This window comes from Mesorhizobium sp. WSM4844 (assembly GCF_055811775.1).
Map to the genome: position 1 here is coordinate 130,058 of NZ_JBVVQB010000009.1, position 21,097 is coordinate 151,154.

The 21,097-nt window shown below is 62.8% G+C and carries 18 protein-coding genes and 3 pseudogenes; 7 read left to right on the forward strand and 14 right to left on the reverse strand.

Features of this window, described 5'->3' with window-relative positions; genetic code table 11:
- The first annotated feature begins 44 nt into the window (after positions 1 to 44).
- Positions 45 to 245, forward strand: a complete 201-nt coding sequence (locus AC0L2A_RS10650; protein ID WP_190234312.1) for a hypothetical protein — start codon at positions 45 to 47, stop codon at positions 243 to 245.
- A gap of 10 nt (positions 246 to 255) precedes the next feature.
- On the forward strand, positions 256 to 687 hold the full coding sequence (locus AC0L2A_RS10655) for a hypothetical protein (RefSeq protein ID WP_287100235.1): 432 nt from the start codon (positions 256 to 258) through the stop codon (positions 685 to 687).
- Positions 688 to 980: 293 nt separating this feature from the next.
- Here the strand turns inward: AC0L2A_RS10655 and AC0L2A_RS10660 are convergent, their stop codons facing one another.
- From AC0L2A_RS10660 to AC0L2A_RS10670, 3 genes are read right to left on the reverse strand one after another with little or no spacing between them, the layout of a single operon-like run.
- Entirely contained in the window at positions 981 to 1,328 is a 348-nt protein-coding gene (locus tag AC0L2A_RS10660; RefSeq protein WP_287100234.1) for a hypothetical protein, read from the reverse strand.
- 26 nt (positions 1,329 to 1,354) lie between these two features.
- Positions 1,355 to 1,669 (reverse strand): single-stranded DNA-binding protein, encoded by a 315-nt coding sequence (locus AC0L2A_RS10665; RefSeq protein ID WP_473608716.1) that lies wholly within the window; start codon positions 1,667 to 1,669, stop codon positions 1,355 to 1,357.
- A 55-nt stretch (positions 1,670 to 1,724) separates the two neighbouring features.
- Entirely contained in the window at positions 1,725 to 2,300 is a 576-nt protein-coding gene (locus tag AC0L2A_RS10670; protein ID WP_473608717.1) for a hypothetical protein, read from the reverse strand.
- A gap of 206 nt (positions 2,301 to 2,506) precedes the next feature.
- Here AC0L2A_RS10670 and AC0L2A_RS10675 point away from each other — a divergent pair, with 206 nt between their 5' ends.
- Positions 2,507 to 2,929: a helix-turn-helix domain-containing protein gene (locus tag AC0L2A_RS10675; protein WP_473608719.1), complete on the forward strand. Its 423-nt coding sequence runs from the start codon at positions 2,507 to 2,509 to the stop codon at positions 2,927 to 2,929.
- Positions 2,930 to 3,021: 92 nt separating this feature from the next.
- On the opposite strand, the gene AC0L2A_RS10680 is transcribed toward AC0L2A_RS10675, so the two are convergent.
- Complete coding sequence (locus AC0L2A_RS10680; protein ID WP_473608720.1) at positions 3,022 to 3,771, reverse strand: hypothetical protein; 750 nt, start codon at positions 3,769 to 3,771, stop codon at positions 3,022 to 3,024.
- A 427-nt stretch (positions 3,772 to 4,198) separates the two neighbouring features.
- On the reverse strand, positions 4,199 to 4,522 hold the full coding sequence (locus AC0L2A_RS10685) for a DUF736 domain-containing protein (protein WP_292337286.1): 324 nt from the start codon (positions 4,520 to 4,522) through the stop codon (positions 4,199 to 4,201).
- A 421-nt stretch (positions 4,523 to 4,943) separates the two neighbouring features.
- Here AC0L2A_RS10685 and AC0L2A_RS10690 point away from each other — a divergent pair, with 421 nt between their 5' ends.
- Together AC0L2A_RS10690 and AC0L2A_RS10695 are read left to right on the forward strand one after the other, a co-directional pair.
- Positions 4,944 to 5,207 carry a hypothetical protein gene (locus AC0L2A_RS10690; RefSeq protein WP_473608721.1) on the forward strand — a complete coding sequence of 88 codons (264 nt, stop codon included), beginning with the start codon at positions 4,944 to 4,946 and terminating at the stop codon, positions 5,205 to 5,207.
- Between the two features lie 10 nt (positions 5,208 to 5,217).
- Positions 5,218 to 5,472 (forward strand): WGR domain-containing protein, encoded by a 255-nt coding sequence (locus tag AC0L2A_RS10695; RefSeq protein WP_135909297.1) that lies wholly within the window; start codon positions 5,218 to 5,220, stop codon positions 5,470 to 5,472.
- 737 nt (positions 5,473 to 6,209) lie between these two features.
- Here AC0L2A_RS10695 and AC0L2A_RS10700 read toward each other — a convergent pair.
- From AC0L2A_RS10700 to AC0L2A_RS10710, 3 genes are all read right to left on the reverse strand, one after another.
- On the reverse strand, positions 6,210 to 6,521 hold the full coding sequence (locus AC0L2A_RS10700; protein WP_473608723.1) for a DUF736 domain-containing protein: 312 nt from the start codon (positions 6,519 to 6,521) through the stop codon (positions 6,210 to 6,212).
- A 668-nt stretch (positions 6,522 to 7,189) separates the two neighbouring features.
- Positions 7,190 to 8,053 (reverse strand): hypothetical protein, encoded by an 864-nt coding sequence (locus AC0L2A_RS10705; RefSeq protein ID WP_473608751.1) that lies wholly within the window; start codon positions 8,051 to 8,053, stop codon positions 7,190 to 7,192.
- Complete coding sequence (locus AC0L2A_RS10710) at positions 8,053 to 8,979, reverse strand: ArdC family protein (protein WP_473608724.1); 927 nt, start codon at positions 8,977 to 8,979, stop codon at positions 8,053 to 8,055. Before AC0L2A_RS10710 ends, AC0L2A_RS10705 begins: the two co-directional genes overlap by 1 nt.
- Positions 8,980 to 9,297: 318 nt before the next feature.
- Here AC0L2A_RS10710 and AC0L2A_RS10715 point away from each other — a divergent pair, with 318 nt between their 5' ends.
- A complete protein-coding gene (locus tag AC0L2A_RS10715; RefSeq protein ID WP_473608726.1) occupies positions 9,298 to 10,482 on the forward strand; it encodes an MFS transporter in 1,185 nt (394 codons plus the stop codon).
- Between the two features lie 89 nt (positions 10,483 to 10,571).
- Here the strand turns inward: AC0L2A_RS10715 and AC0L2A_RS10720 are convergent, their stop codons facing one another.
- Positions 10,572 to 11,159 carry a hypothetical protein gene (locus AC0L2A_RS10720; protein WP_473608727.1) on the reverse strand — a complete coding sequence of 196 codons (588 nt, stop codon included), beginning with the start codon at positions 11,157 to 11,159 and terminating at the stop codon, positions 10,572 to 10,574.
- A 501-nt stretch (positions 11,160 to 11,660) separates the two neighbouring features.
- Here AC0L2A_RS10720 and AC0L2A_RS10725 point away from each other — a divergent pair.
- Positions 11,661 to 11,968 (forward strand): annotated as a pseudogene (locus tag AC0L2A_RS10725) (alkylphosphonate utilization protein).
- Between the two features lie 13 nt (positions 11,969 to 11,981).
- On the opposite strand, the pseudogene AC0L2A_RS10730 reads toward AC0L2A_RS10725, so the two are convergent.
- The 5 genes and pseudogenes from AC0L2A_RS10730 to AC0L2A_RS10750 form a co-directional block, all read right to left on the reverse strand.
- Positions 11,982 to 12,306, reverse strand: a pseudogene (locus AC0L2A_RS10730) (hypothetical protein).
- Positions 12,306 to 13,190 (reverse strand): annotated as a pseudogene (locus AC0L2A_RS10735) (DUF7007 domain-containing protein). Before AC0L2A_RS10735 ends, AC0L2A_RS10730 begins: the two co-directional pseudogenes overlap by 1 nt.
- A complete protein-coding gene (locus AC0L2A_RS10740) occupies positions 13,187 to 13,663 on the reverse strand; it encodes a hypothetical protein (RefSeq protein ID WP_473608728.1) in 477 nt (158 codons plus the stop codon). Before AC0L2A_RS10740 ends, AC0L2A_RS10735 begins: the two are co-directional and overlap by 4 nt.
- A 93-nt stretch (positions 13,664 to 13,756) precedes the next feature.
- Positions 13,757 to 15,466 carry a ParB N-terminal domain-containing protein gene (locus AC0L2A_RS10745; protein ID WP_473608730.1) on the reverse strand — a complete coding sequence of 570 codons (1,710 nt, stop codon included), beginning with the start codon at positions 15,464 to 15,466 and terminating at the stop codon, positions 13,757 to 13,759.
- Positions 15,467 to 15,903: 437 nt separating this feature from the next.
- Entirely contained in the window at positions 15,904 to 20,988 is a 5,085-nt protein-coding gene (locus AC0L2A_RS10750; protein WP_473608731.1) for a lactate dehydrogenase, read from the reverse strand.
- Positions 20,989 to 21,097: the final 109 nt, after the last annotated feature.

The window sequence follows — 21,097 nt, forward strand, 5'->3', positions numbered from 1 at the left end:
GCCCGGCAATTGTCATAACTGAACCCAAAGTGTAGTGTCAATTTATGAGCGATCAACCGGACAGGACAGTGATGTTCAGGGCAGCTTTGGCCGAGATCTCGACGCGCGACGGCTGCGAGGCCGCGCTTGATGCGGCAGCCGCCACGCTGGCGCATTACAGCGCGCTTGCGTCCGTCGGCATGATGCGCCAGCGCGAGCTGATCTTGATGGTGCCGAACAGTAAGGTGTGCGGAACGGATGATTAGGGCAGTATTGGTGGCCGTAGCGGCGGCGGCGAGCGTCGGCGCCGCCGCTCAAGGTGATCAGTCCAAGGAGGCCGGCAGCAATCCGATGTGGCCCGCGGGGCTGCGATGGGATTGCGCGACGGCAGCGAAAATTGTGTGTGAGCGCGACGGCTCCTGCAAGGTCGCTCAAGGGGATGCTCATTTCCTGCTCAATTACGACAGCAACAACGTCGAGTTTGCGAGCGGCGATGTCCGCATCAAACGGCATTATCAGCAGACAGTGCAAGGCAGCCCTCTCCAAAGCGAGGTCAAGGTGGAACTCGCCGACAATCGCGTCATCTGGCTGACGGCGGTGGACGCCAGTCGCACCTATTCCGACGCCTGGGTGGGTGCCCTCACTGAATTGAAGGGTGGCGCCGTCCTTTTGGAATCCCAAGGCGTGTACTGCACCCCACACAAGTGAGCGTCGCGAACCGGGCCCGCGCCAAAGCGCTGCACGGCTTCTGTACAGCCGGAACCGCCGGCGGCCCGTTCTCTCCGGCCTCCGCCGTCCCTACGGCGCTAGTGGGGGCGCGCTCCGGCTCCGGCTCTTTGGGCATGGGAATTGCGGCGACACAAAAGAAGGTGCTTCGACGGACCGGATGGCGGGTCAGATAGGCCCGGTGCCGCTCGCGAGGTGATCACTGCAGGAAGGGTTTCGAGGGTTTGCTGATCGACGCCGGAACTGAACAAAACCAGATGTTCGCTAGCAGACAATTATTGCAGCTGCATCGCTTGCCAGCCATCGGGTCCCCTGGAGAATGCGACCAGGCCATCACCTTCGCCTTTCCAGGAAGTGCGAAGCTTATACTTCACGGCGCATTGCACGCCGGGACCCATGATGTTCTTCGAGCACTCTCCGATGCGCAACGTCGCTTGATCAGTATTTTTCGCTCGCCGGAAAGCGTCCAAAGCCTCGGCCGGCGATGGAATCTCAAGGCCGGCCGCGGCCAGTTTCGCACACAGTGCCGGCTCGGACGCAATCGCCGCGGAGAGCTGGCCTTGAGCCGGATAGAATGCGAGCGTGCCGCCTATGCCGACCAATGTTCCGGATGCCGCCGCCATGATAAGGGCCCCCGCATTGAACATGATTACGGCTTCGGAAAAACGTTGAACGTCGACGCGATAAGGTCCGTCGTATAGACTGTCTCGCCGTTTCGTTTGAAAGAGTTGTTGCTTATGCGGCCTTCGACGAAGACGACATCGCCGGGCTTGGCGTTCTCCGCCACCCAGGCGGCTTGCTTCTCCTCCAGGACCGTCACCTGGACCCAATCAGTGGCTTCCTTGGGATGGCCTTGCTCGTCGCGCCAATTGCGATTGGTGGCAATGTTGACCTTGGTGCTTTTGTCGAAGGGCGCGACCGACCCGAGATTGCCATGAATGGTGAACCTGTTGACGCTTTTCATCGGGGTAACTGCCTCTTTTCCTACCACTAATTTAGCCGCCCGGGGTGACTCGGGATCATGGTCTGCTAAGGTTGAACCAGGTGCGCTGCCGCAGCCCGTTCGCGTCGTCGTAATCGATGTAGTAAGGCTTCGCGCGGCGCGGGCGTTGAATGTCGTAATGGGTGGTCGTTCGATCGTTATGTGCTCCGCTGGAGACATGAGTAAGCTGGACCGGCACGGTGCGGTCGCCGAGATGGACGGTTCCCGTCGGACTTCCGTCTGCCTGACCATGCCGCGCTCCAAAGTTGGCAGGCTGACCGAGATTGCCAGCCGCGATTCGGCACATGCTGGCCTGGCCTTGTCCCGGCCGGTCGCTAGTCGGTGCGTAAGGCATCCACCCCTGCGGGCAGGCCTCGTACGGATCGTAGCGGGCCCCGGACGAATTGGCCTGCGGACAAGTCGGCCACGAAAAGCCCGGCAAGCCCATGGCGTCGATCAGCCGATCTATCGGCGGATGACAGGAGGGCGTACCCTGCCAGTCACCAGACAGACAAAGCAGGACCTGGCAGCCCCACTCGGATGCGAATGCTTGGGAGGGAACAGACCCGGCACCCGCGATCGCGGCAGCGCCCATAATCAGACATTTGAGCATGGTGATGGCTCTTTCTCTCTGAAACGTTTTTGACACTTTACTATGGATTTTGCTCAAGGAAAAGGGCAGACCGAACAGGCGGGTTCGTGCGAATACATAGATTCATGCTGCCAAACGAAGCGGGCGAGGTGAACAACCCGCTTCGGGACAATATCGCCTGGTTCCTCGAAACCGAGCGCCGCAGGCGAAAGCTTCGCCATCAACACATGGCGGAACTGTTCAAGACGTCGCCTGGTCAAGGGCTGGCATACCGAACCTACATTCGCACCATGAGAAAACGAAACAACGTGACGTTGCGCACGGTCGAACAGATGGCCCAGGCGCTCGAGGTGTCGATCGCGACACTTCTGGTCGGCGACGCGGCGGTGGAACCATGGGCACATAAGCTCACCGAAAAATCGATCCGCGCGCGCCTCGCCGCCATCATCGACAGCGAGCGCAAGCGCCGCAACCTGGTCCGCTATCAAATGGCGGAGGTCCTGGGCGTGTCGGAGATCACCTTCACCAAGCTCGAGCGCGCGAGCGGCAATATCAGCGTCGACACGATCGCCGCCGTCGGCGAGGCGCTCGGCCGCGATCCGGCGACCTTTTTGTTTCGGGAACCCGACAGCCAGCATCAACCGGCCTGACTTGGCGCAGCCGATCGCAAGGGCTGTTTTTCAAACAGCCTCGTGCCGCTTTTAGGGGTTCCGCGGCAAGCGTGGTTTTGGCGGCTAACGCGTCAGCCGGTCGGCGATGCGTGACTGGGGAATGGCTTCAACCCGTCCGGGGGCCAGTCGGATCGGCTGTTAAACGGTCTTTTGCTATATTTATTGCGGGAGCTTCCTGTGGACGCCGCTTTTTTGAAGGCAGTCGGATAAAATTTAAGGCCGAGATTGGGCCGAAATTTCGCGATCCAGGCGATCTGACGCCGATGCACGACAACAATGTGATTTGTCAGGTTCCTGGCTCGCCATTGCCGGCGCTCGGTGACGCGCAGCAAGCCGAGCGTGCCGGCTTTTCGCAGCGCATTGCGCACCGTTGTCGGCCCGACGCCTGCGCGATCGCCGATTTCTTTTACGGATCGGTCGCATTTGCCGTGCTGCCGGCAGTCGCACATGACGATGTAGAGCGCCGCGCTTTCGCCTTCGGTGAACTCGCCGGCGAATTCGGGCCGGATAGCCTGCATGCGAGCGAGACGCCGCTTGCGTCTCCACCGCACGGGATCTCGCAAGCCGCGGGCAGCTTCGCGCCGGCCTCGCTCACTGCGAGGGCGTTGCGGATAAGAGGAGCGGGGTAGTGCGCGACCATCCGCAGGGGCCTTCTTGAGGTTGGCGCGTTGTCGCTCAGCCTTCTCGCAAAGCCGCTCCGCATCGGCCTCGCCCAGCAACTCCTCGCCGTAGAGCTTCCATATCTGCCGGCAAAAATCGTCCAGCTCGGCCAATGACCGAATGTTCGTGAGCCATAGGCTCAACGTTGAATAGAGATCCATTTCTTTCCTCTCGCCAGGCCGTGCAAAACCGTGGCGCGGAAGCGCATTTTTTCTTGCAATGCCGGGAAAGACGGGCTACGGTCTCACAAAATCTTCGGGCGAGATCAGGAGCGCCAACTCCTGTAGCCTATTCCCTGGAAAAAGCCGGCCTCCGCGCCGGTTTTTTTATGCTCGATTTTTCCTCCGTTCAGACTCACTCGGCATGATTGCAAGGCGGAGCATACAAAGTAAAGTATCAAAAAATCCGCGAGCGGGTTATTGAGATCGCCGTCTGACAGACAAGAATCACGCGGGGATGCCTGGCGTTCGTTTTCTTACGGTTTGCCCGAAGCCGCCCCATGGCGCGTCCAGCTATCGATCTGAGGCGCTGAGTAGCTGGGCGATCTGAATGACGCCCCGCTGTTTGCGGGGCGCCATTCGGTGTTCGTCAGTCGCCGTTTTGACGGTTCGGCCGAGACCAGATGAGGCTGTAACTCTGACCGCCTTCGTCGGCGACGAGATTGGCGTAGATTGGGGCGGTGAAGCTCGGATCGTCGAGCTTGAGGCCCAGATAGGCGCGGCCCTCGTTGGACTTTTTGGACCAGCCGGCACCGAACTCGACTCGACCAACGAGCACGCGGTGGCTGGGTGCGTTTTCGCCGCTGGCGCGCGTATCGGGGACGATCCGGACCTTCTTGGCCTGGAGGGAAAGCGTGATGATCTCGCCGTTGAATTCTTCGCCGGCCAGCTGGAAGTTGCCGATAGTAGCCATGTTCGTGTGCTCCTGACTGGTTTGTCCGAAGCCGCCCTGTGCGGCCTCGATAGCGGTCGTGAGACGACGGTCCGGCCGACTGCATCCACTGGGCCGCAGCGGAGCGGAGGACGGCGGAAGCCGAGCTTGTTGTCCCGCGAGGAATGCGGCGAAGCCGCAGGGGAAGAAGGTCGGCGAAGCCGTTGCAGGCAAAGGCCGGGCCGGCGTCAGACCAATCTTAAGAGAGGCCGTTCAGGGAGGGTCCGGGCATCGAAGAACGATAGTGGAGATATCGGAATGTCCGCCATGCATCCGGCACAAGCGGCACGATCGATGCCGCCACGAAACCAGAGGCACGAGGTCTAGGCCCTGTCCGGTCGCCGCTCAAACGGCCGCACATGATCCCGCAACGCCGCCAAAGGTTCAGGCGATGAGAGCAGTCTTGATGACGACGATTAACCCCCGCAAGGGGCCGCCCACCTGGTTCCGGCGGTCTGATAGGCTCGGGGGCCGAATTGCTGCGCGCTTACGTCGTGACGGTCCGACGCGTGCGCCTTCGATCATGCACAGTGCGGCGACGAGCTTGCTGGCCACCGCGGTGATCATGACCTTCCTGAAGCGACCGCGCCGCACCCATAACCGCAATGAATCGGTCGAGCCGGTTGGATTCAAAGAACTCGTTGGACGCCGCTTCCAAGCCAAGTGAGACTGCGGCCATGGAAAACGAAGAGGCACGGCCCGTTCATCTTCGACGCATCGACCCTTCGCAGAACATGCGGCGGTTTTATGTGGTTGCGATCCAACCGACCTTGTTCGGCGGAGCATCCGTCATTCGCAACTGGGGCCGCATCGGGACCAGCGGCCAGTCGATGATGGAAACCTTCGATGCCGAAGACAGTGCGGCCACCGCATCAATGAAGCTTCAGCGTGCCAAGCGCCGGCGCGGATATCGCGACTGTGATCCGGACTAGCGGCTGGCGACATCGCGCAAAAGATCGCAGGCCCGAAAGGCCAACTCGATGCCTCAGCGGCCAGCCGATCGCCATAAGCACTGTCATCCCTGTTTGCCGGAATTACCGGCGATGATGGAGATTCTTCCGCTCTTGTCCGCGATCGGTGAAAATCTGAACGGAATGCCCCCAAGCTTAACTACAACCCAACCTGTCCCTACGCGCGCCGCTTTTTGCAGGCGGCGATCCACTGCATGGCGGAGATTGGATCTTCTAGGATGGCGACCTGCCTGGCGCAACGGCTAGCACCTGGTCGCCGGGCCTGAGGCTTTTAAGCATGGTTTTCAGCCTCGGCCACTCGGCATCCTTGCCGCTGAGAAGTCACCAAATTAAATCGCGGTCGTGGGAGCCTCACACAGTGAGGTTGCAGAGTGGCTGCTCACGCGCGCCTCTCTCCCAACCCAAAGCAAACGAGGGCGTACAGTCAGTTCGGTGCTGGAGAAAGTTCGTGGCCCTGAGCCCGGTTTCACAGGGCGGCAGTAGGAGCGTCAGCATAGCGCCGCCGCAGGCGGACGCGGGACCGACAGCCCCGGGCGCCATGTGGACTGCGCCGACCTCATGCCAACTGCCGTGGTTCTCCGTTATGGACGGCGAGGAGCAGCACCCCCGAAAGGCGGCGCTTGGTACTCCTTCCGCCTGCCGGCGTTCGCTTGGAAGGCCGAAGGCCCCGCCTTGCGGCGGAGCCCTCGTCGAGGCGATCAGTCCCGGTTGGGGCGAGACCAGATCAGCTGCAGGCCTTCCTCGCCATCCACCTCGATCAGGGTGGCGTAGATCGGAGCGGGGAAGCTCGGGTCGTCCAGCTTGACCGAGAGGTAGTCGCGCTCGGTTTCCCTGGAGACCTTCTGCCACGCCGCACCCAGCTCGACATTGCCCGAGAAGATGCGGAAGTGCGGGCCCTTGTCGGAGGGGCTGTCGATGCGAACCAGCTTGGCCTTGACGTTGAGGTTGAGCGTCTTGATCGTGCCCGCAAAACCGTTGCCCAAGGAAGTGAAGGTGCCGATGGTAGCCATGATGTCGTCTCCGTGAGTTTCTCGGGCCGCGACCATCGCGACCTCGATGGCGGTCGACAGACCGGAGGCGATCGGCCCGCACCCCGCAGGGGACGCAACGCAGTGGAGGGCAGCCAGGGCGAGGCTTTCTTGTTCCGCGCGGAATGGCGGCGCAGCCGTCAGGGGAAGAAGGTCGCGACCGGCTGTTGCGGGTTTGAGAACGAGGCGTAGCGAAGCGAAGACGGCCTTCGGTCAGACCAGCCACATCGAGGACGCAGGTGGTGCGCCCTTCCATGAAACCGCCGGCCAGACGACAGGCGAACCCTATCGGCATGATTCAGCGCAACCGCAGCCACGGTGAGGCGTCATCAAACACGTCCCTCCCCGTCACGCGCGATCGCATAACGACAGACCGTCCAACCGGAAAGGGACGCCACCGCCGCCTCCTATCCGGTCAAAGGACGACCGGCCGACTGGCGAAAGTCCGGGTCCGGCGTCTGCCCCTTCAAGATGGATGGCCGCTACACGGTCATGGAAATACCCATCTCGGGGTGGACGTTGACAGCGGCCGGCTGATCTGACTCGGCCCCTTGGGCAACTACCCGAACTCACCGGTGCCATGGCGGGGTCTTCAGCCGGCTGCGGGGCGCCTGTGCGCTGAAGCCATCGACGTGTGCCAGCCGGGACGATTACAAACCGCACATGCCCTCGCATTCATTCGGCCAGAGGTCGAGCTGGCCGTGGTCGGCCGCTGTAGACAAATCGGCTTCGTCGAGGGGAACGCCGGAGCGATGCAGGAAGACCTCGCCGCGTATGCCACGCAGGCCGGTGCGGATCGCCCGATCCACCTCCACGGCATCGTCCCACGCCACCCGGTCGTTGTTCCGCATGGATCGCCACATGGCGTCACTGTGGAAGGGGCAGCCGATGCACGCGCTCTTCGGCGGTTTCGGATAGCCATGGCTTTTCAGCCAATCGAGACGGTCCTTCCGGGTCATGCGGCTCTCGATGAGGGGAAAGCGGTTGAGTTGCCACGCTGCCCGGCTCGGCTTCATGCGCACCACCTCGTCCATCGAGATTCCCAGCCACTGGTGAACGACGGGGTATGTCGGGGAACGTTTGCGTGTGAGACCAGCCAGTTCCCGCACCTTGCGGCGGATCGGTTCGATCTTGCTGGTGGTGGTGCATTGTCGCCGTATCATGCCGATCGAGATATTACCGCGGCGGTCGACGGTGCGGGTGAAAGCCGGGATCGACGCCCATCTCTTGCCGTTGCCAGCGGCAATCAGGCTCTCCCGAAGATTGCGGGCCGACACGATATGCACCGGGAACGGCAGGACGTTCGGCGACATCAGCCAGCGCAGATGCTCGTAGACTGCGGCAGGCTCCCAGCCCGTATCGGCGAAGATTGCACAATCCAATGGGCCGAAATGCCCATGGGCGGCCATCAGTGCGAGCGTGGTGGACTGGACCCCTGCCCCGAGGCTGAGCACACGAAGGCGGATGGGGGATGGCTCCACGCCACCCCCGGCAACGATCGGAGAATGCAACATCACGCAGCCTCCGTGATCTGTGTCGCAGTCGGTTGGAGATCATGCAGATAGTTGACAGCACGCTGGGCATGGGCCGCCGCGGCAAAGATGAATCGCTTCTCGTTCCTGAGGATTTCGAGCCAGCTTGCCAGGTAGCTGGCATGATCAGGCCGCGGCTCGAGCTCTGGCACGATGCCGAGGTCAGCTGCTAAAAAGCAGCCGCCGAGGTCGGCCACGAGCTCTTCGTGGGCCCGGAACTCGCGATCCTTGTGGTAACGGGAGAGGTTGCGATCAAGCCGCTTTTCCGACCCGACCCAATGGGTCATTTCGTGTCCGAGGATCGCATAGTAGCCGGGCCCGTCGCGGAAACTCTCGAACGGCGGCATTTGCACAACATCGAGAGCGGGATTGAAATACGCCTTGTCGCCACCGTGGCGGATGACGGCCCCGGTATTTGCGAAGAAGGCATCCGCATGTTCGATCCGCTCTGCCGGGTCGGACACCGGCTCGGGATTGCCGTAATACTGCGCGGGCAAGCCGTCGATCTGGTCGGCGCAAAACACCGTATAGGCCTTGAGGAACGGGATCCCGCGCTCGATCTCTTCGCCATGGGCATCGGTTTCGGTGCGTACGATGCGGCTGGCATAGACAACCATCGAGCCGGTTTCGCCTTTGCGGACATGACCGCCCAGCTCGACGCTCTGCTTGAACGTCATCCAGGTTGGGGAAACAAAACCCCTCGAAACGGCCTCCGACCAGAGAAGCAGGGTGTTGATCCCCTGATACGGCAATCCATTGTGGCGCAGCGGGCGCGTGATACGCCCTGTGGTGTTCGCCGCGCTCCACGGCTTCACCCACGGACGCACGCCCTTTTTTAGGTCCGCGACGATGCGGTCGGTGATCTTCGTGTAGATGTCGACGCGGGATTTGTTGCTCTTCCTGTCCATTTTCCGGACCTCCATTCGAGGCCGCGCCAATCGCGGCCGTCACGAGGTCCGACAGCGCAGGACCGCAGGTCCGCGAACCCGCAGAAGAGCAATCGCAAGGATGGCACACGTCGCTTGAGGGCCGCAACGTTAGTGGAGGACGGCGAAGCCGTTTAGCGGACCGAGGACCGGAGCAGGACCAACATTCGTGACGACCGCGGTTGGCACGGCCGCATCAGGTGGTCTGCCTGCTTTTTCTCATCTATTGCTTTTAGGCCAAGGTGCCTGCAGCGAATCGCGTGCCAGGCGCAGCAATGATGATCAGGGCTGGAATACCGCGTGAGAGCTTTTGAACGACCGGTATTCATTGCATTTTCGTGCGCTTCTTTCTTCATCGTTGGTGTCGGATTCGTTCTGCCTGCCTGGATAGCTTTCCATGGCGGCGGCTCTCGACTTGTGGGACTGGTGTTGCTTTCATCCAGCGTGGCGGGTCTGTTGCTTGCGCCGGTCGCGGGTCATCTGGTCGATCGGCACGATCGGCGGACCGTCACGGTGGCAGGGCAGATGATCAGGGCCTTGGGGCTGCTCCTTCTCGCTCCCACCGGAATTGTCGCAGATTCTCTGTTGCCAGTGCTTCTCATCGTTTCCGGCGTACTGGGAGCCTTCGGGTTCGCGCTTTTGGCGGGATCGCTGAGTGGTATTTTGCAGGCGATTGTCCCAGAAGCCCAGCGCATGGGATTCGCCCTTCGGCTCTCCCTCTTTAACCAGGCTGGCATAGCGATCGGAACAGGTGCTGCCGGACTTGCCATCGACAGGCTCGGCAGTCCCATGTCTGCCCTGTTGTTCGCACTGGTGGCGCTGGCCTGTCTTCCCATGCTGAAGATGATCACGTCGCATGGCGGCAATGTTCAAACCTCTCACCGGCTCAGCCTCATTCCCGCTTCGAAGCAGGCCCTGAGCTATTTGCTCGACAATACCCCTAGGCTCTCGGCGGCGGTGACTGTCGGCCTGGCCTTTGCCGTGATCCAGATCACCAATCTGCTCCTTCCAGGTTTTGTGACCCGATCACTCAGCGGAGATAGCGGACTGTTCGGACTGCTCGAGATGACAGCCGCTGTCGCTGGGATGGTCGCATTGGCGGTTGTCGGCATTCCATCAATTGCCGAACGCCTCAGAAATCTTACGCCCACAATTTTGATTGCGGCGGGCGCCTCCCTGATTCTGTTCTCCCTGGCTACAAGTCCGGCAGTCGCCGTTGTTCTTTGTTGCGTGGCCGGCATGCTCTGGAACGTGGCCCGAGCGGCAGCCAATGGGCATCTTCTGACAGTCGTGGACACCACAATGATCGGCCGCGTGCAAGCCTTCACGACCCTGCTTACCAGTGGGTTTGGCCTTGCCATATATCTGCTACCGACAATGGTGCCCGGAGTCTACGAGGCAACCCTCTACATGGTGTGTGGCTTCGCCATTGCGGCCTGCGTTGGCGGCTTGTCCCTCTGGAGCAAAGCTCAAGAGCCGCGCTAATCCTGGGACTTGCTACGTCACATGAGTGTGTCGCAAAAACCCGTCGTACGAAGAAGGTCGGGCGGAGCCGAAGCTCCGCCTGGTGGCAGTTAGCCCAGAGCCGCCATCTGCAGATCGGCTGCCTGCCGGCTGACGCCCTGGCCGGGGTTCTCGAACTGTCGCTCGTAGGGCCTCCAGCTCTCGCCGACGATGTGCTCGTAGGCGGCGACGGCGCCCTCGGCCGCCATGCGCAACGCGTGAGCTTGAAGGCCCATGTCGGCGGCGAACTCGCGCTTGCGCTGGGCCTTGCTGTCGAAACCGACAGGACCGTCGAGGTCCTCGTCGCGGGTGTCGTTGGCGAGCCTGGCTGTGGCGTCCTTGGCCTCGGTGACGGCCTTCGAGTAGAACTGGCCTGCTCCATAGGCCGAGCCGACATAGGAGCCGACGATCCTCTGCAGGTGAATCTGCATCGCCTTGTCGGAAAGTCCCTCGGAGAGTGAGTCGGCGCCATCGATCAGGCTGCGCTCGTGGAATTCGCGGATGCCGTCGCTGTCGAGGACGGGAAGGCCGAAGCTTTCGGAGATGAGCGTAGCCTGATGGCCGTCCGGGCAGCAGAGCCGGACCATTTCGAGTGTTGTGCCCTTGCGGAGCTGGACGACGCGGGCCTTGGTCCTGGTGGAGTGGGTTGAACTGGACATTGAGCTTTCCTTTCTAGCGATGCCCTTCAGGTGATCCGGCCCTTGCCGGTCTTCCCTGCGGGTGCGGTCGAAAGGAACCGGCGGAAGCTGGACGCTTCAGGGTCCGGGACCTGCCAGGCGAGCGAGGTCGGCTTGCGGAAAAGCGGGGGCCAGTCCTTCACTGGTCCCTGCGCAGGACGCGGGCCGGCCTTGCCGAGATCGGCGGGTTCCGGCCGCTCCGCGGCGCGATAGCGGCCTTGAAGGGGCCAGCCGCCGGTTCAGACCGCAGCAAACCCGCCGGAAAGACCGGCCAGGGATGAATTCGGACATCGGCATACGGGAGGAAATGCACTGTTCAATTCCCGCCGCCACACGATCCGCCTGCCCGCCAGGCTGCGCGAGGGACGGCGTTTGAACTTCGCTCCTGCCGGTATCGGAGAAGTGCGCCGGTCCGCTGCTGCGGATCAGATCTTTGGCCTGCCCACACGTCGGGCTGACAACGCACTGGAGTCACCCGCGGCAATGACAGATCAGAACGACGACTACGTCTATGACGACGCGACAGGGGAATGGCGACCAGCGTCGGAGATAGCTCCTATTGCAGCTACTGCCGGAAGCATCGAAGTGCGCGATGCCGCCGGCAAGGTGCTGGCTGACGGCGACTCCGTCGCGCTCGTCAAGGATCTCAAGTCAAAGGCGCTGGGCAGAGCCTGAAGCAGGGTACGGTGATCAAGTCGATCCGCCTCACCGACAATCCCGACGAAATCGACTGCCGGCATGACGCGATCAAGGGGCTGGTGTTGCGAACGGAGTTCGTATTCAAGCGCTGACCAGGCCGCAGTATCAGGCGCGCCTCAGGTCCGGTGGCAGTCTGGTACGCAGCACCTCGATTGCAGCATCCTGCCTTGCGAGCTTGCGGGAGAGAGCGTCGATCTCGTGCTGCCTCTCCAGTGTGATCGCTGCAAGGTTGGCCCGATATCGTTCGAGAAACATTGCCGGCCCCGGGCCCCTCCCGCGTCCAGAGCCGGCAGAATGGGGTCTGAGCTGCGGAATGATCGCCGTCATCCGCCTTATGATCTGCCCGGTCGATCATAGCAAGCTGGCGCTGTGTCTGGCGCCGTGCCTCCTCCATGCGAAAGAGCTGCGCGCGGCGATCGGGGACAGACATTATGTGTCCCTCCCCTGCCAATCCATGAAGCTCGATTGCCCGCCATAGACACGATGGCGCGCAACATCGATGACGAATCCAAAGCAGCCGACATGGTATTCGTCGGTCGGAACGAGAAAGCGACGTTCCTCCGTGCCCGGTCCACGCTTGCCGCCTGGCGTCGCGATAACCTCGGTGAAACCGGCCTGGTTCTCGCAACGGATCGCCGACACCACGACCCAGTCATCGGTATGCTTCTCGAAAAATGCCCGCTCGTCCTTTTTCGCAGATAGGCCGGGTTCGAGCACCCTCCCGTGGATCGCCTCCCAGGCGTCCGGATACCAGTCGCGGATCGTCTTTTCCGCTCAACCCTTCTCGAAGTCCGTGAAGAGCTGCGGGAAGGCTTGGGCGACGGCCGCCCAATGGCAGTCCTCTTCATACCAGCCGCCATCGGCACGGAGCATGTCATGGACTTTGCGATTTCGTTCCGCCGACAGATGGAACCCGCCATGGCCTGCCGTTGAGTGAGCCACGACGCCCTCGGCATAGACGGTCGCTCCCTGCGACGTTCCCCATGGCGTGTGGGCGCGGGAATGGATTTTGCGACGACCGAGCGCTACGCGCTGCTGCTGGTGGAGGGCGTTCTCCTCGACATGCGCGCAAAACGCCGCCTCGTCGGCAAGCTCACCGGCATGGCCGTAGAAATCGCTGCGCGTCCATTCGGCCATGGGCCGGCGGATACGCCAGCCCGTGACAAGATAGTGCCGGCCATTCCGGGCCGGAACCATGGCGAACGCCGTTTCACCGACAAGCGCAACGGGATAACCGTCGGCGCTGCGGCCAAAACAAACCTCCGGATAACCAGGCGCCTCGTCGTCTCGTATCCGGGGAGCGGCCGCGCTCATGCCGCCGCCCTCCCCTCAACGGTATCCGCGGCCACGGCATCGGCCGTGATCTCTTGCAGAACGGCTCGCGGATAGCCGTGCTGCGTCAGCCATTCCTCGGCATCCGCACGATGGCTGGCGAAATAGACCAGTTCGGCGTCTTCGCCGTCGCGGTCGAGCACGAGAACCGTGCCGATAGCGGGCCGCTCCTTGACCGCAAACTTCAGGTCGCTGTTCACCGAGAAGCTTTGGTGAACGCGCAGGACGATGGTGCTCTGACTGCCATAGTCACCCTTGTGCAGGGTAATGGACGCCGGCAACGTGGTGTTGCCGATGCGGGTTTTGGCCTGCTTGCGGATCAGCCGGCCCCCGCTGTTGCGGTTCTCCCAGGCGGCGAGCTTCTTGCGATGCCGTTCGGGCGGGCGTGGTGTTCCATCGCGATAAGTTACGATCGAACCGAGTGGAACAAGGTCATAGATCAATTGAGCCGACATGATGGGTCTCCGGTGTTTAGGGTGAAAACGAAACCGCCGCCGGCGAGGTCACCCGCGGCGGTAATGCGATCGGAAGGAAGAAGGCGCGTGCTGCTACTCGGCGGCCTCGCGGAAGCCCTCAGCGTCATCGCCGGCATAATCGTGCGGCGGCTCGACGACCGCGTCGCCGTCGAGCTCATCCTGGTGGTCCGGCGTGCCGTCGTCCTCAGGCTGTTGCCTGGCCTCGTTCATCTTCAGCCAGGAGGTCAGCTTTTCCGGAGTGGGCGCAAACAGCGCCGACGGGTGGACGAAGCGGCCTTCCTTGAAATGCTCGACCAGGGCCGCACGGGTGTCCTTGACCTTCTGACGGGGCAGGACGGATGTATCCGCGCAGGCGGCTTCCAATGCCTGCCGCGACAGGCATGACAGGAAGTCCTCCGTCCCCATGTTCGGCAGGTAGTGGTCGGCGGCGATGACGGTGCCGGCGACACGGGCGACAACGCCGCTGTCCGAGCGATTCTCCCTGCAGGACAGAACGTCGATCAGCAAGGACCGCACGGCAATGCGCAGCGTGTCCATTTCGAACGCGAGCCTGCCCTCTTGGTCGAACAGGCGCGCGGCATGTTCGCCAAGGCCTGCGGCCCCGTAACAGGAGATGTCGCGGGCGCCAGATGCCACTGTCACATTCTGGCCGGCGAAGGCGAGAACGAGCAGCGCCATCAGCGTGTCGTCCTCGATCGGTGCGCGCGACAGCGCCGCGTGCAGCGCGTCGGTGCGCAGGTCGCCGATCATCTCTATGCCTTTGCGCGTCACGTCCGGACGCGGCTTAGCCGCAACGACGATATCATCGCCATCGGCCTCAACATCAGCGCCATTCTTGCCCTTGGGCTTTTTGGCCGCCGGCATGCGGTACGCGACCGACTGCACCTTGCCGTCGCGGTCGAGATACATGGCGGTGTGATCGGACTTCGACGGCTTGCCGTACACACGCTCGGCCTTGGGCGGCAGCTTCGGCTCGCCCCACTGACCGGCTTCCACGATCACGCCGCGCTTGGGCAGAGTGTTTGCCATCCACTCCTGCTGTGCGCCAAGGAAGGCCTCGACATCCGTCGTATAGCGGCTGTCCTCGTCAGCCGGCGCAAACAGGTCCTCGACCCAGGCAATGCCATAGGCGTGAGCGAGATCGTCACAGAAGCTGGCGTCGCGCGCGTACATGCGGCGCTTCGTCAGGCCCTGCGCCACGCTCCACCACGACACCTGGGGATCGGCCTTGGACGGCTTGTGCTTCTTCCAGACCTCCTTCTGCTCATCAAGCGAAGCCGACGCGATGGTGCGCAACTGCTGCTCGTTGGGCATGTCGCCCTTGGCCATCTGGTCCAACATGGCCGGCAGAACATTAGCGAGCAGGCGCAGCTTCCTGATCTGGCGGACGGGAAGCGCTAAAGCGAGGGCGATCGCTTCCTCGGTCCAGCCGAGCGCGACCAGCCGCTCAATCGCGCGCCATTGGTCGACGGGATTGAGCTGCTCATGCGCCAGCGTCTCGGCCAGCGACCGCATTGCACCACCATCCTCGGCGCGCTCGATCACCAGCACGGCGATCTCATCCAAACCCGCGGCAATCGCCTGCCTCACACGACGATGTCCGGCATCAATGACATAGCCGTTGCCGCCATCCGCTTCCGGCGCCACGACAGGTGGCTGCACGATGCCGACGGCGCGAATGGTAGCCAGCAGCAGCGCGTCGGCCTGCGGGCTGGACTTCGAGCGTCGCGCCTTGTCAGGGTTATCCTTCAGCGCACGCGGATCGACAAACTTCAGTTCCATGGAGATGCTCCTTCAAGGGTTGCGGACACCGCCGTTCGCGGGTCCTTCCTCGTCTTCTTCCCGAAGACATCCCCCGGCCCGCGGAGCGGACGGGCCGGTGCAACTGCGGCCGAGCATCCCTGCCGGGCAGATCAAGCGGGGCTCTCGAGCCCTGCGCAGAGCGATCGGCCGGGATCGCGAGCGGCGCGGTTGAGCGCCAGCGTCAGCGGCCCGCCCGATCTGCGAGCGGGCTTATCCTTCCTCCGTTTTCCTTCCTCCTCCCTCCGACGTGGATCCAGAACCGAACGATGCGAGACAGGCGCCGCCACGATTTCTATCGCGGCTTCCGCACTGTGTTGGGTTCGGCGCGCCTCCTGCATCGCTCGGCACCCGAGCCACCTTGAGCCTTTGCCGCCGGTCAATGCCTGACACAATGACCGGCAGCTGTGTCGAGCCTGCTATGCGGCTGCACGCTGATCCTGGCCATCAATCGAAGACGCGAGATCGGTTTCGATTTCCGCAAGCTGCCGGCGCTTCTCAGCCAGTTCACCAGAGAATCCGAACTCGCCGCCCTCACGCGAGCGATAGGAGGTGAGCCTGCGCTCGGAATCGTCAAGACGCTGGCGATATCGTGCCTGCTCGCCCTCGAAGCCGGCCAAGGCATGCTCGAGCCGGGCGATGGCGCCAAGCGGCGAGGTGGTGACGGGGAGCTCGATTTCATAATCCGCGCCGGTGCGCATCAGCATGGTGGCATAGCGATAGCCGTCCTTGCCGAACCGCTCGCCGGAATATTCGAAATCGAACCCGCCGATGGAGGCGATAGTGGTTTCGCCTTGCTGCTGAAGCTGCACGAGAGTCAGGATTTCCTTCATCAGCGCGCGACCGGCGAGTTTGCGCTCCGTGAACGCGTCGCCCCCGACCATCATGCTGAACCCATGGCCGGTGGTCGGCACAAGGCGCTCGATATCCTTCCCGACCTCGCCGATGCGCCGGGTCGAGTATTCGATATCGCGCTCGGCATCGCGGATCTGCCGTCGAACGGCGTGCTCATCATCAATGTGGGCCGCGCGAAGGCGCTCCAGACGGGCAATGTCTGCCTCCAGACCTGCCTTTTGCATCAGACGCGGATCGCCAGAGGCGATCGCCTTAGCCATCGCGAACTGGTTGGCCTGCCCCTCACCCATATCCTCCAACCGACGGATGGACGTGTCTCCGGAAAGGGCGGCCGCGATGAACCGGGCCTTGCGCTCGTTGTTCTGCCACATCTGGGCGTCCATCGATCCTTCCGTGGCGTAGGCGAAGATATCGATGACATCGTGCTGGTTGCCCTGCCGCAGGATACGGCCTTCGCGCTGCTCGATCTGGGAGGGAAGCCATGGCACGTCCAGATGATGCAGCGCCTTGAGGCGGAGCTGCGCGTTGACGCCGGTGCCCATTGTGTCGGAGGAGCCGATCAGGAACCGGACCTTGCCGGCCCGCACATCACCGAACAGGCGCTGCTTGGCTTGCGCCTTCTTGAAGTCCTGCATAAAGGCAATTTCCGATGCCGGAACGCCCCTGCGGACCAGTTCATCCCTGATCCAACGATAGGCTGAGAAGCCGCGGCTTTTCTCGACGCCGATCGTGCCGAGATCGGAGAAGATCATCTGCGCTGCGCCCGCAAGCTCGAACGGCTTGCCGTCGGCGCGGAAATAGGCGTTGCGAGCGGTCTCTTGCCAGATGCTGAAGGCATTGCCGATGAGAGCGTTGAGCTTGTTGTCCGGCTCATCGTCATTGTTCGGATCGACCAGACGCAGGTCGATCGCGGCGTGCCGGCCATCGGTGATGACCGAGAGCAGGATGTCGTCACCAGGTTCTGCCGGACGGTCGCGTTCCTCGATGGCCTTGATGCGGGCGCCGAGCACCATCTGGTAGCGCTTGAAGGCCGCAGACCGCTTGGCGGTGATGATCTGACGCGCGCCGGTCGAAAGCGCCGGCACTTTCACATATGCCCGAAGATCTTCCGGCATCACCACATCCGCGAAGGAGCGGAACATGGCGATCAGCTCCGGCACGTTGACGAAGGTGGCGAAGCGCGTCACCGGCTTGTATTTGCCGGATGGCTGCAATTCGAGTTCGGTCGTGACGTCGCCGAAGGTCGAAGCCCAGGCGTCGAACTCGTGCAGGCCGCGCTGAAGCAGCGCCTCGTAACCGAGATAGCGCTGCACCGAGAACATCTCGCCAAGCGTATTGGTGATCGGCGTGCCGGAGGCCAGCACGAGCGCCCGGCCCGGATTCTTCGTCTCCACGAACCGGGATTTTACATAAAGGTCCCAGGCCCGCTGCGAGCCGTTCGGATCGACTCCCTTGAGCGTCGACATGTTGGTGGCGAAGCTGAGTTTCCTGAACTCCTGGGCTTCATCGACGATGATCTGGTCAACGCCGATCTCGGAGATGGTCAGCAGGTCGTCCTTGCGGGTCGCCAGCGCCTCCAGCCGTTCCCTGAGCCCCTCCTTCAGCCGCTCGAGGCGCTTGCGCGAGACGCGGTCGTCGCTCTCGACCTTGGTCAGCAGCGTCTCGTAGAGCTCCAGCTCTTGCCTGATCATCTGCTGCTCGAATGCCGACGGCACGCCGATGAAGCGGAAGGCACTGTGCGTAATGATGATCGCGTCCCAGGCGGCGGTCGCCGCCCGGGACAGGAATCTATGCCGCTTGTCCTTGGAAAAATTCGTCTCGTCGGCCACGAGGATTCGCGCGGTCGGATAGAGCGCCAGAAATTCGCGGGCCGCCTGTGCAAGGCAATGGCCGGGAACGACCAGCATGGCCTTGGCGATCAGGCCAAGCCGGCGCTGCTCCATGACGCCCGCCGCAATCGTCATGGTCTTGCCGGCGCCGACGGCATGAGCAAGGTAGGTCGAGCCGGCCGAGACGATGCGCCAGATGCCGCATTTCTGGTGCCCATAAAGAGAAAAGGCGCCGGAGGCGCCTGGAAGTTGCAGGTGATCCCCGTTGAATCTTCGGGGGGCGATGTTGTTGAAGCGGTCGTTATAGACCCGCGCCAGCCGGTCGGTCCGGTCAGGATCGGACCAGATCCAGTTCTGGAAAGCGGTCTTGATCTTCTGCAGCTTTTCCTTGGCAGCTTCCGTGTCCACAACATTGAGCACGCGCTTTTCAGCATCGCCCTCCTTGATCGTGTCGAAGATCTGCGGCACCCGGCTGTTCAGCGCGTCGGCTATGAGTTCGCCGGCATGACGGCGATCGGTGCCCCATTCGGACGTGCCGGCCGCCATCCATCCCAATTGCCGCGCCTCGACGGTCCACGATGCCAGCTCCGGCTGGATCCTGATTTCGGCACCCATCGTCTCCTTGACGAAGGCGACAACATCGGCGGCGGGGATCCATGGCGCGCCGAGACGCGCGGTGATATCCGAGGGACGAAGATCGGCCGGCTGCACGCCCTGCAACGCCGTGACGTTGCGCTCATAGGCGAAATCGAGGGCGGCTGCGGCTTCCGCGACCTTCAACTTGTCGCGGACCTGACCGGAGAGATAGGCGTCGGCCGTTTGCCACGAACCGGTCTCCGGATCGTTGTAGATGGCGTCACCCAGCTCGCCAATGACGTCATCGACATTCTCATGCAGCAATTCGGCAATGTGATCGATGTCAATATGGCCGCGTTCGTTGAGCACGACGGCAAGCGCATCGGAGGCCGATGTGATGATGGGTGCTGCGGGCGGCGCGATGACGCGCTCGGTGAAAATCGGACCCGGCCGGGCGGTATTGGTCTCGAGATCGTAGTCCTCGATGGAGGCGACCAGCCAGCAATCGGGATCATCAAGGAAGGGCTGCAGGTTCGGCCGGCGATGCGTCTCGCGGACCTCCCCGGTCTCGGCGTCCTCGCTGGTGGAAACGACGGTCGTGTTGATCGGGGCGAAGGCGCGCACAAAACTCGACCAGGCGATGCGCAGCCTGACTTGAGCCGGTTTCCACGGCCGGTCGAACTCCTGGGACTTCAGGACTTCACGCACGGCATCACGGATGGGGATGAATTTGCGGATGATCCGCGCGTGCTTTTCGGGGATGCCTTCGGCGGTGCGGCCCTTGCGGACGGTGATGCTCACAGCAGCGCCATCGATCATCTGCGCAAGGGCGGCATTTTTTGCGACGAAGAAACTGCCCTCGCGCACTTCGGCGCCTTCCGGCAGGGCATCGACAACGTCGGCACTGTCCTCGGCGTCATGATCAATCTCGTCCGGCTCGCCGTCATAAATGGCTTGCGGAAGGAGGGAGATCGCAGCCGTGAGCGCCCGCTCCAGATGGACACCGGGATGAGGCAGGCAGGAATAGGCCTCGCCGTAAGGCCCCGAGATAGTGGCATGCGTGCCGAGCACGAAATCCGGGCGGCGCGCTAACCAGCGGTTCACGCGGATCGCGCCTTCATCCTCCGTCGCCTGGTGGACTTCCTCGATGTCGAGCCAGGACAGATCACCTTCGGGCTCGGTGACCTTGCGCTTCCGGAAAAACAGCACGTCGACCACGACGTCCGTGCCGGCGTCGGCCCGGAAGCTGCCTTCGGGCAGGCGGATGGCGGCGATCAGGTCGACCGTTTTGGCGATATGCTCACGCGCAGAGGAATCCGCCTTGTCCAAAGTGCCGGAGCTGGTGACGAAGGCGGCGAAAGCGCCCGGCTTCAACAGGTCGACGGACCGGGCGATGAAGTAGTCGTGAAGGCGCAGGGCGAGTGAACGATAGATACGGTCCGAACGAACGGTGCGATCGGAAAATGGCGGATTACCGATGGCAAGATCGAAATTCGCCGGCAGATCAATGCGGGCGAAGTCGCCGGTGACGATCCGTGCCCGGGGCTGCAACAGCCGGGCGATGCGTGCCGTGACCGGATCGAGTTCGATCCCGGTGACTTGTGACACATCACGTAGCGCTTCGGGCATCAGCGCCGGAAACAGGCCCGTGCCAATGCCGGGCTCGAGCACACGGCCGCCACGCCAGCCGAGCCGCTGCAGGCCTGACCAGATCGCCCGGACGATGAAGTCCGGCGTGAAGTGGGCATACTGGGTGCAGCGGGCGAGCGAGGCGTAGTCGACCTCGCCGACTGCATCCTCCAGCTCTAAGCCGATTTCGTCCCAGCCCTTGCGGAAGTCGATCTCGCCGGGGCGGCGGAAGACGCCATTGGCAAGGTCGGACGCGCCGAAGCCGGTGAAGCGGATCAGCCTCTTCTGCTCCCCGAGCGTGGCCGGGCGCTCGTCCGCTTCGATCTCGGCGGCGAGCCGGATCGCCGCGATATTGTCGCGCGCACGCTCCTTCCAGCCCCGCGCCAGGCCACGGCTACCAGCGAGATGGAAGTTCGACCCGCGCGCCCGGCAGGCGGTCGATGGTCGCCGCACGATTGCCGCGCTCGGCAGCGCGGGCGCCGGCGACGACGGATCAGGATCGTCGTCACCGTGGGGCTCGACAGTGTCGCCAAAGGCCGTCACGCCGAGGCCGAGGCCGGAGGAAAGTGCGGTGTTGCCGAAAAGATCGATGGTGAAAGGATCGTCATGCGACATGGCTGGATCTCCTGAATGAGGGCGCACGTCGCCGTTCCGCTGGAAGACACCAGCCGGCCGGACTTGCGCGGGATGTGGGGGATTGGGATGTTGGACGCCGCCGGACGGC

What these genes read in the sequence shown, in the direction of transcription:
- AC0L2A_RS10750 (WP_473608731.1), bottom strand. Translation starts at nt 20,988, where the DNA reads ATGTCGCATGACGATCCTTTCACCATCGATCTTTTCGGCAACACCGCA.
- AC0L2A_RS10705 (WP_473608751.1), bottom strand. Translation starts at nt 8,053, where the DNA reads ATGTTGCATTCTCCGATCGTTGCCGGGGGTGGCGTGGAGCCATCCCCC.
- AC0L2A_RS10660 (WP_287100234.1), bottom strand. Translation starts at nt 1,328, where the DNA reads ATGGCGGCGGCATCCGGAACATTGGTCGGCATAGGCGGCACGCTCGCA.
- AC0L2A_RS10710 (WP_473608724.1), bottom strand. Translation starts at nt 8,979, where the DNA reads ATGGACAGGAAGAGCAACAAATCCCGCGTCGACATCTACACGAAGATC.
- AC0L2A_RS10685 (WP_292337286.1), bottom strand. Translation starts at nt 4,522, where the DNA reads ATGGCTACTATCGGCAACTTCCAGCTGGCCGGCGAAGAATTCAACGGC.
- AC0L2A_RS10670 (WP_473608717.1), bottom strand. Translation starts at nt 2,300, where the DNA reads ATGCTCAAATGTCTGATTATGGGCGCTGCCGCGATCGCGGGTGCCGGG.
- AC0L2A_RS10665 (WP_473608716.1), bottom strand. Translation starts at nt 1,669, where the DNA reads ATGAAAAGCGTCAACAGGTTCACCATTCATGGCAATCTCGGGTCGGTC.
- AC0L2A_RS10675 (WP_473608719.1), top strand. Translation starts at nt 2,507, where the DNA reads ATGGCGGAACTGTTCAAGACGTCGCCTGGTCAAGGGCTGGCATACCGA.
- AC0L2A_RS10680 (WP_473608720.1), bottom strand. Translation starts at nt 3,771, where the DNA reads ATGGATCTCTATTCAACGTTGAGCCTATGGCTCACGAACATTCGGTCA.
- AC0L2A_RS10700 (WP_473608723.1), bottom strand. Translation starts at nt 6,521, where the DNA reads ATGGCTACCATCGGCACCTTCACTTCCTTGGGCAACGGTTTTGCGGGC.
- AC0L2A_RS10745 (WP_473608730.1), bottom strand. Translation starts at nt 15,466, where the DNA reads ATGGAACTGAAGTTTGTCGATCCGCGTGCGCTGAAGGATAACCCTGAC.
- AC0L2A_RS10720 (WP_473608727.1), bottom strand. Translation starts at nt 11,159, where the DNA reads ATGTCCAGTTCAACCCACTCCACCAGGACCAAGGCCCGCGTCGTCCAG.
- AC0L2A_RS10650 (WP_190234312.1), top strand. Translation starts at nt 45, where the DNA reads ATGAGCGATCAACCGGACAGGACAGTGATGTTCAGGGCAGCTTTGGCC.
- AC0L2A_RS10695 (WP_135909297.1), top strand. Translation starts at nt 5,218, where the DNA reads ATGGAAAACGAAGAGGCACGGCCCGTTCATCTTCGACGCATCGACCCT.
- AC0L2A_RS10740 (WP_473608728.1), bottom strand. Translation starts at nt 13,663, where the DNA reads ATGTCGGCTCAATTGATCTATGACCTTGTTCCACTCGGTTCGATCGTA.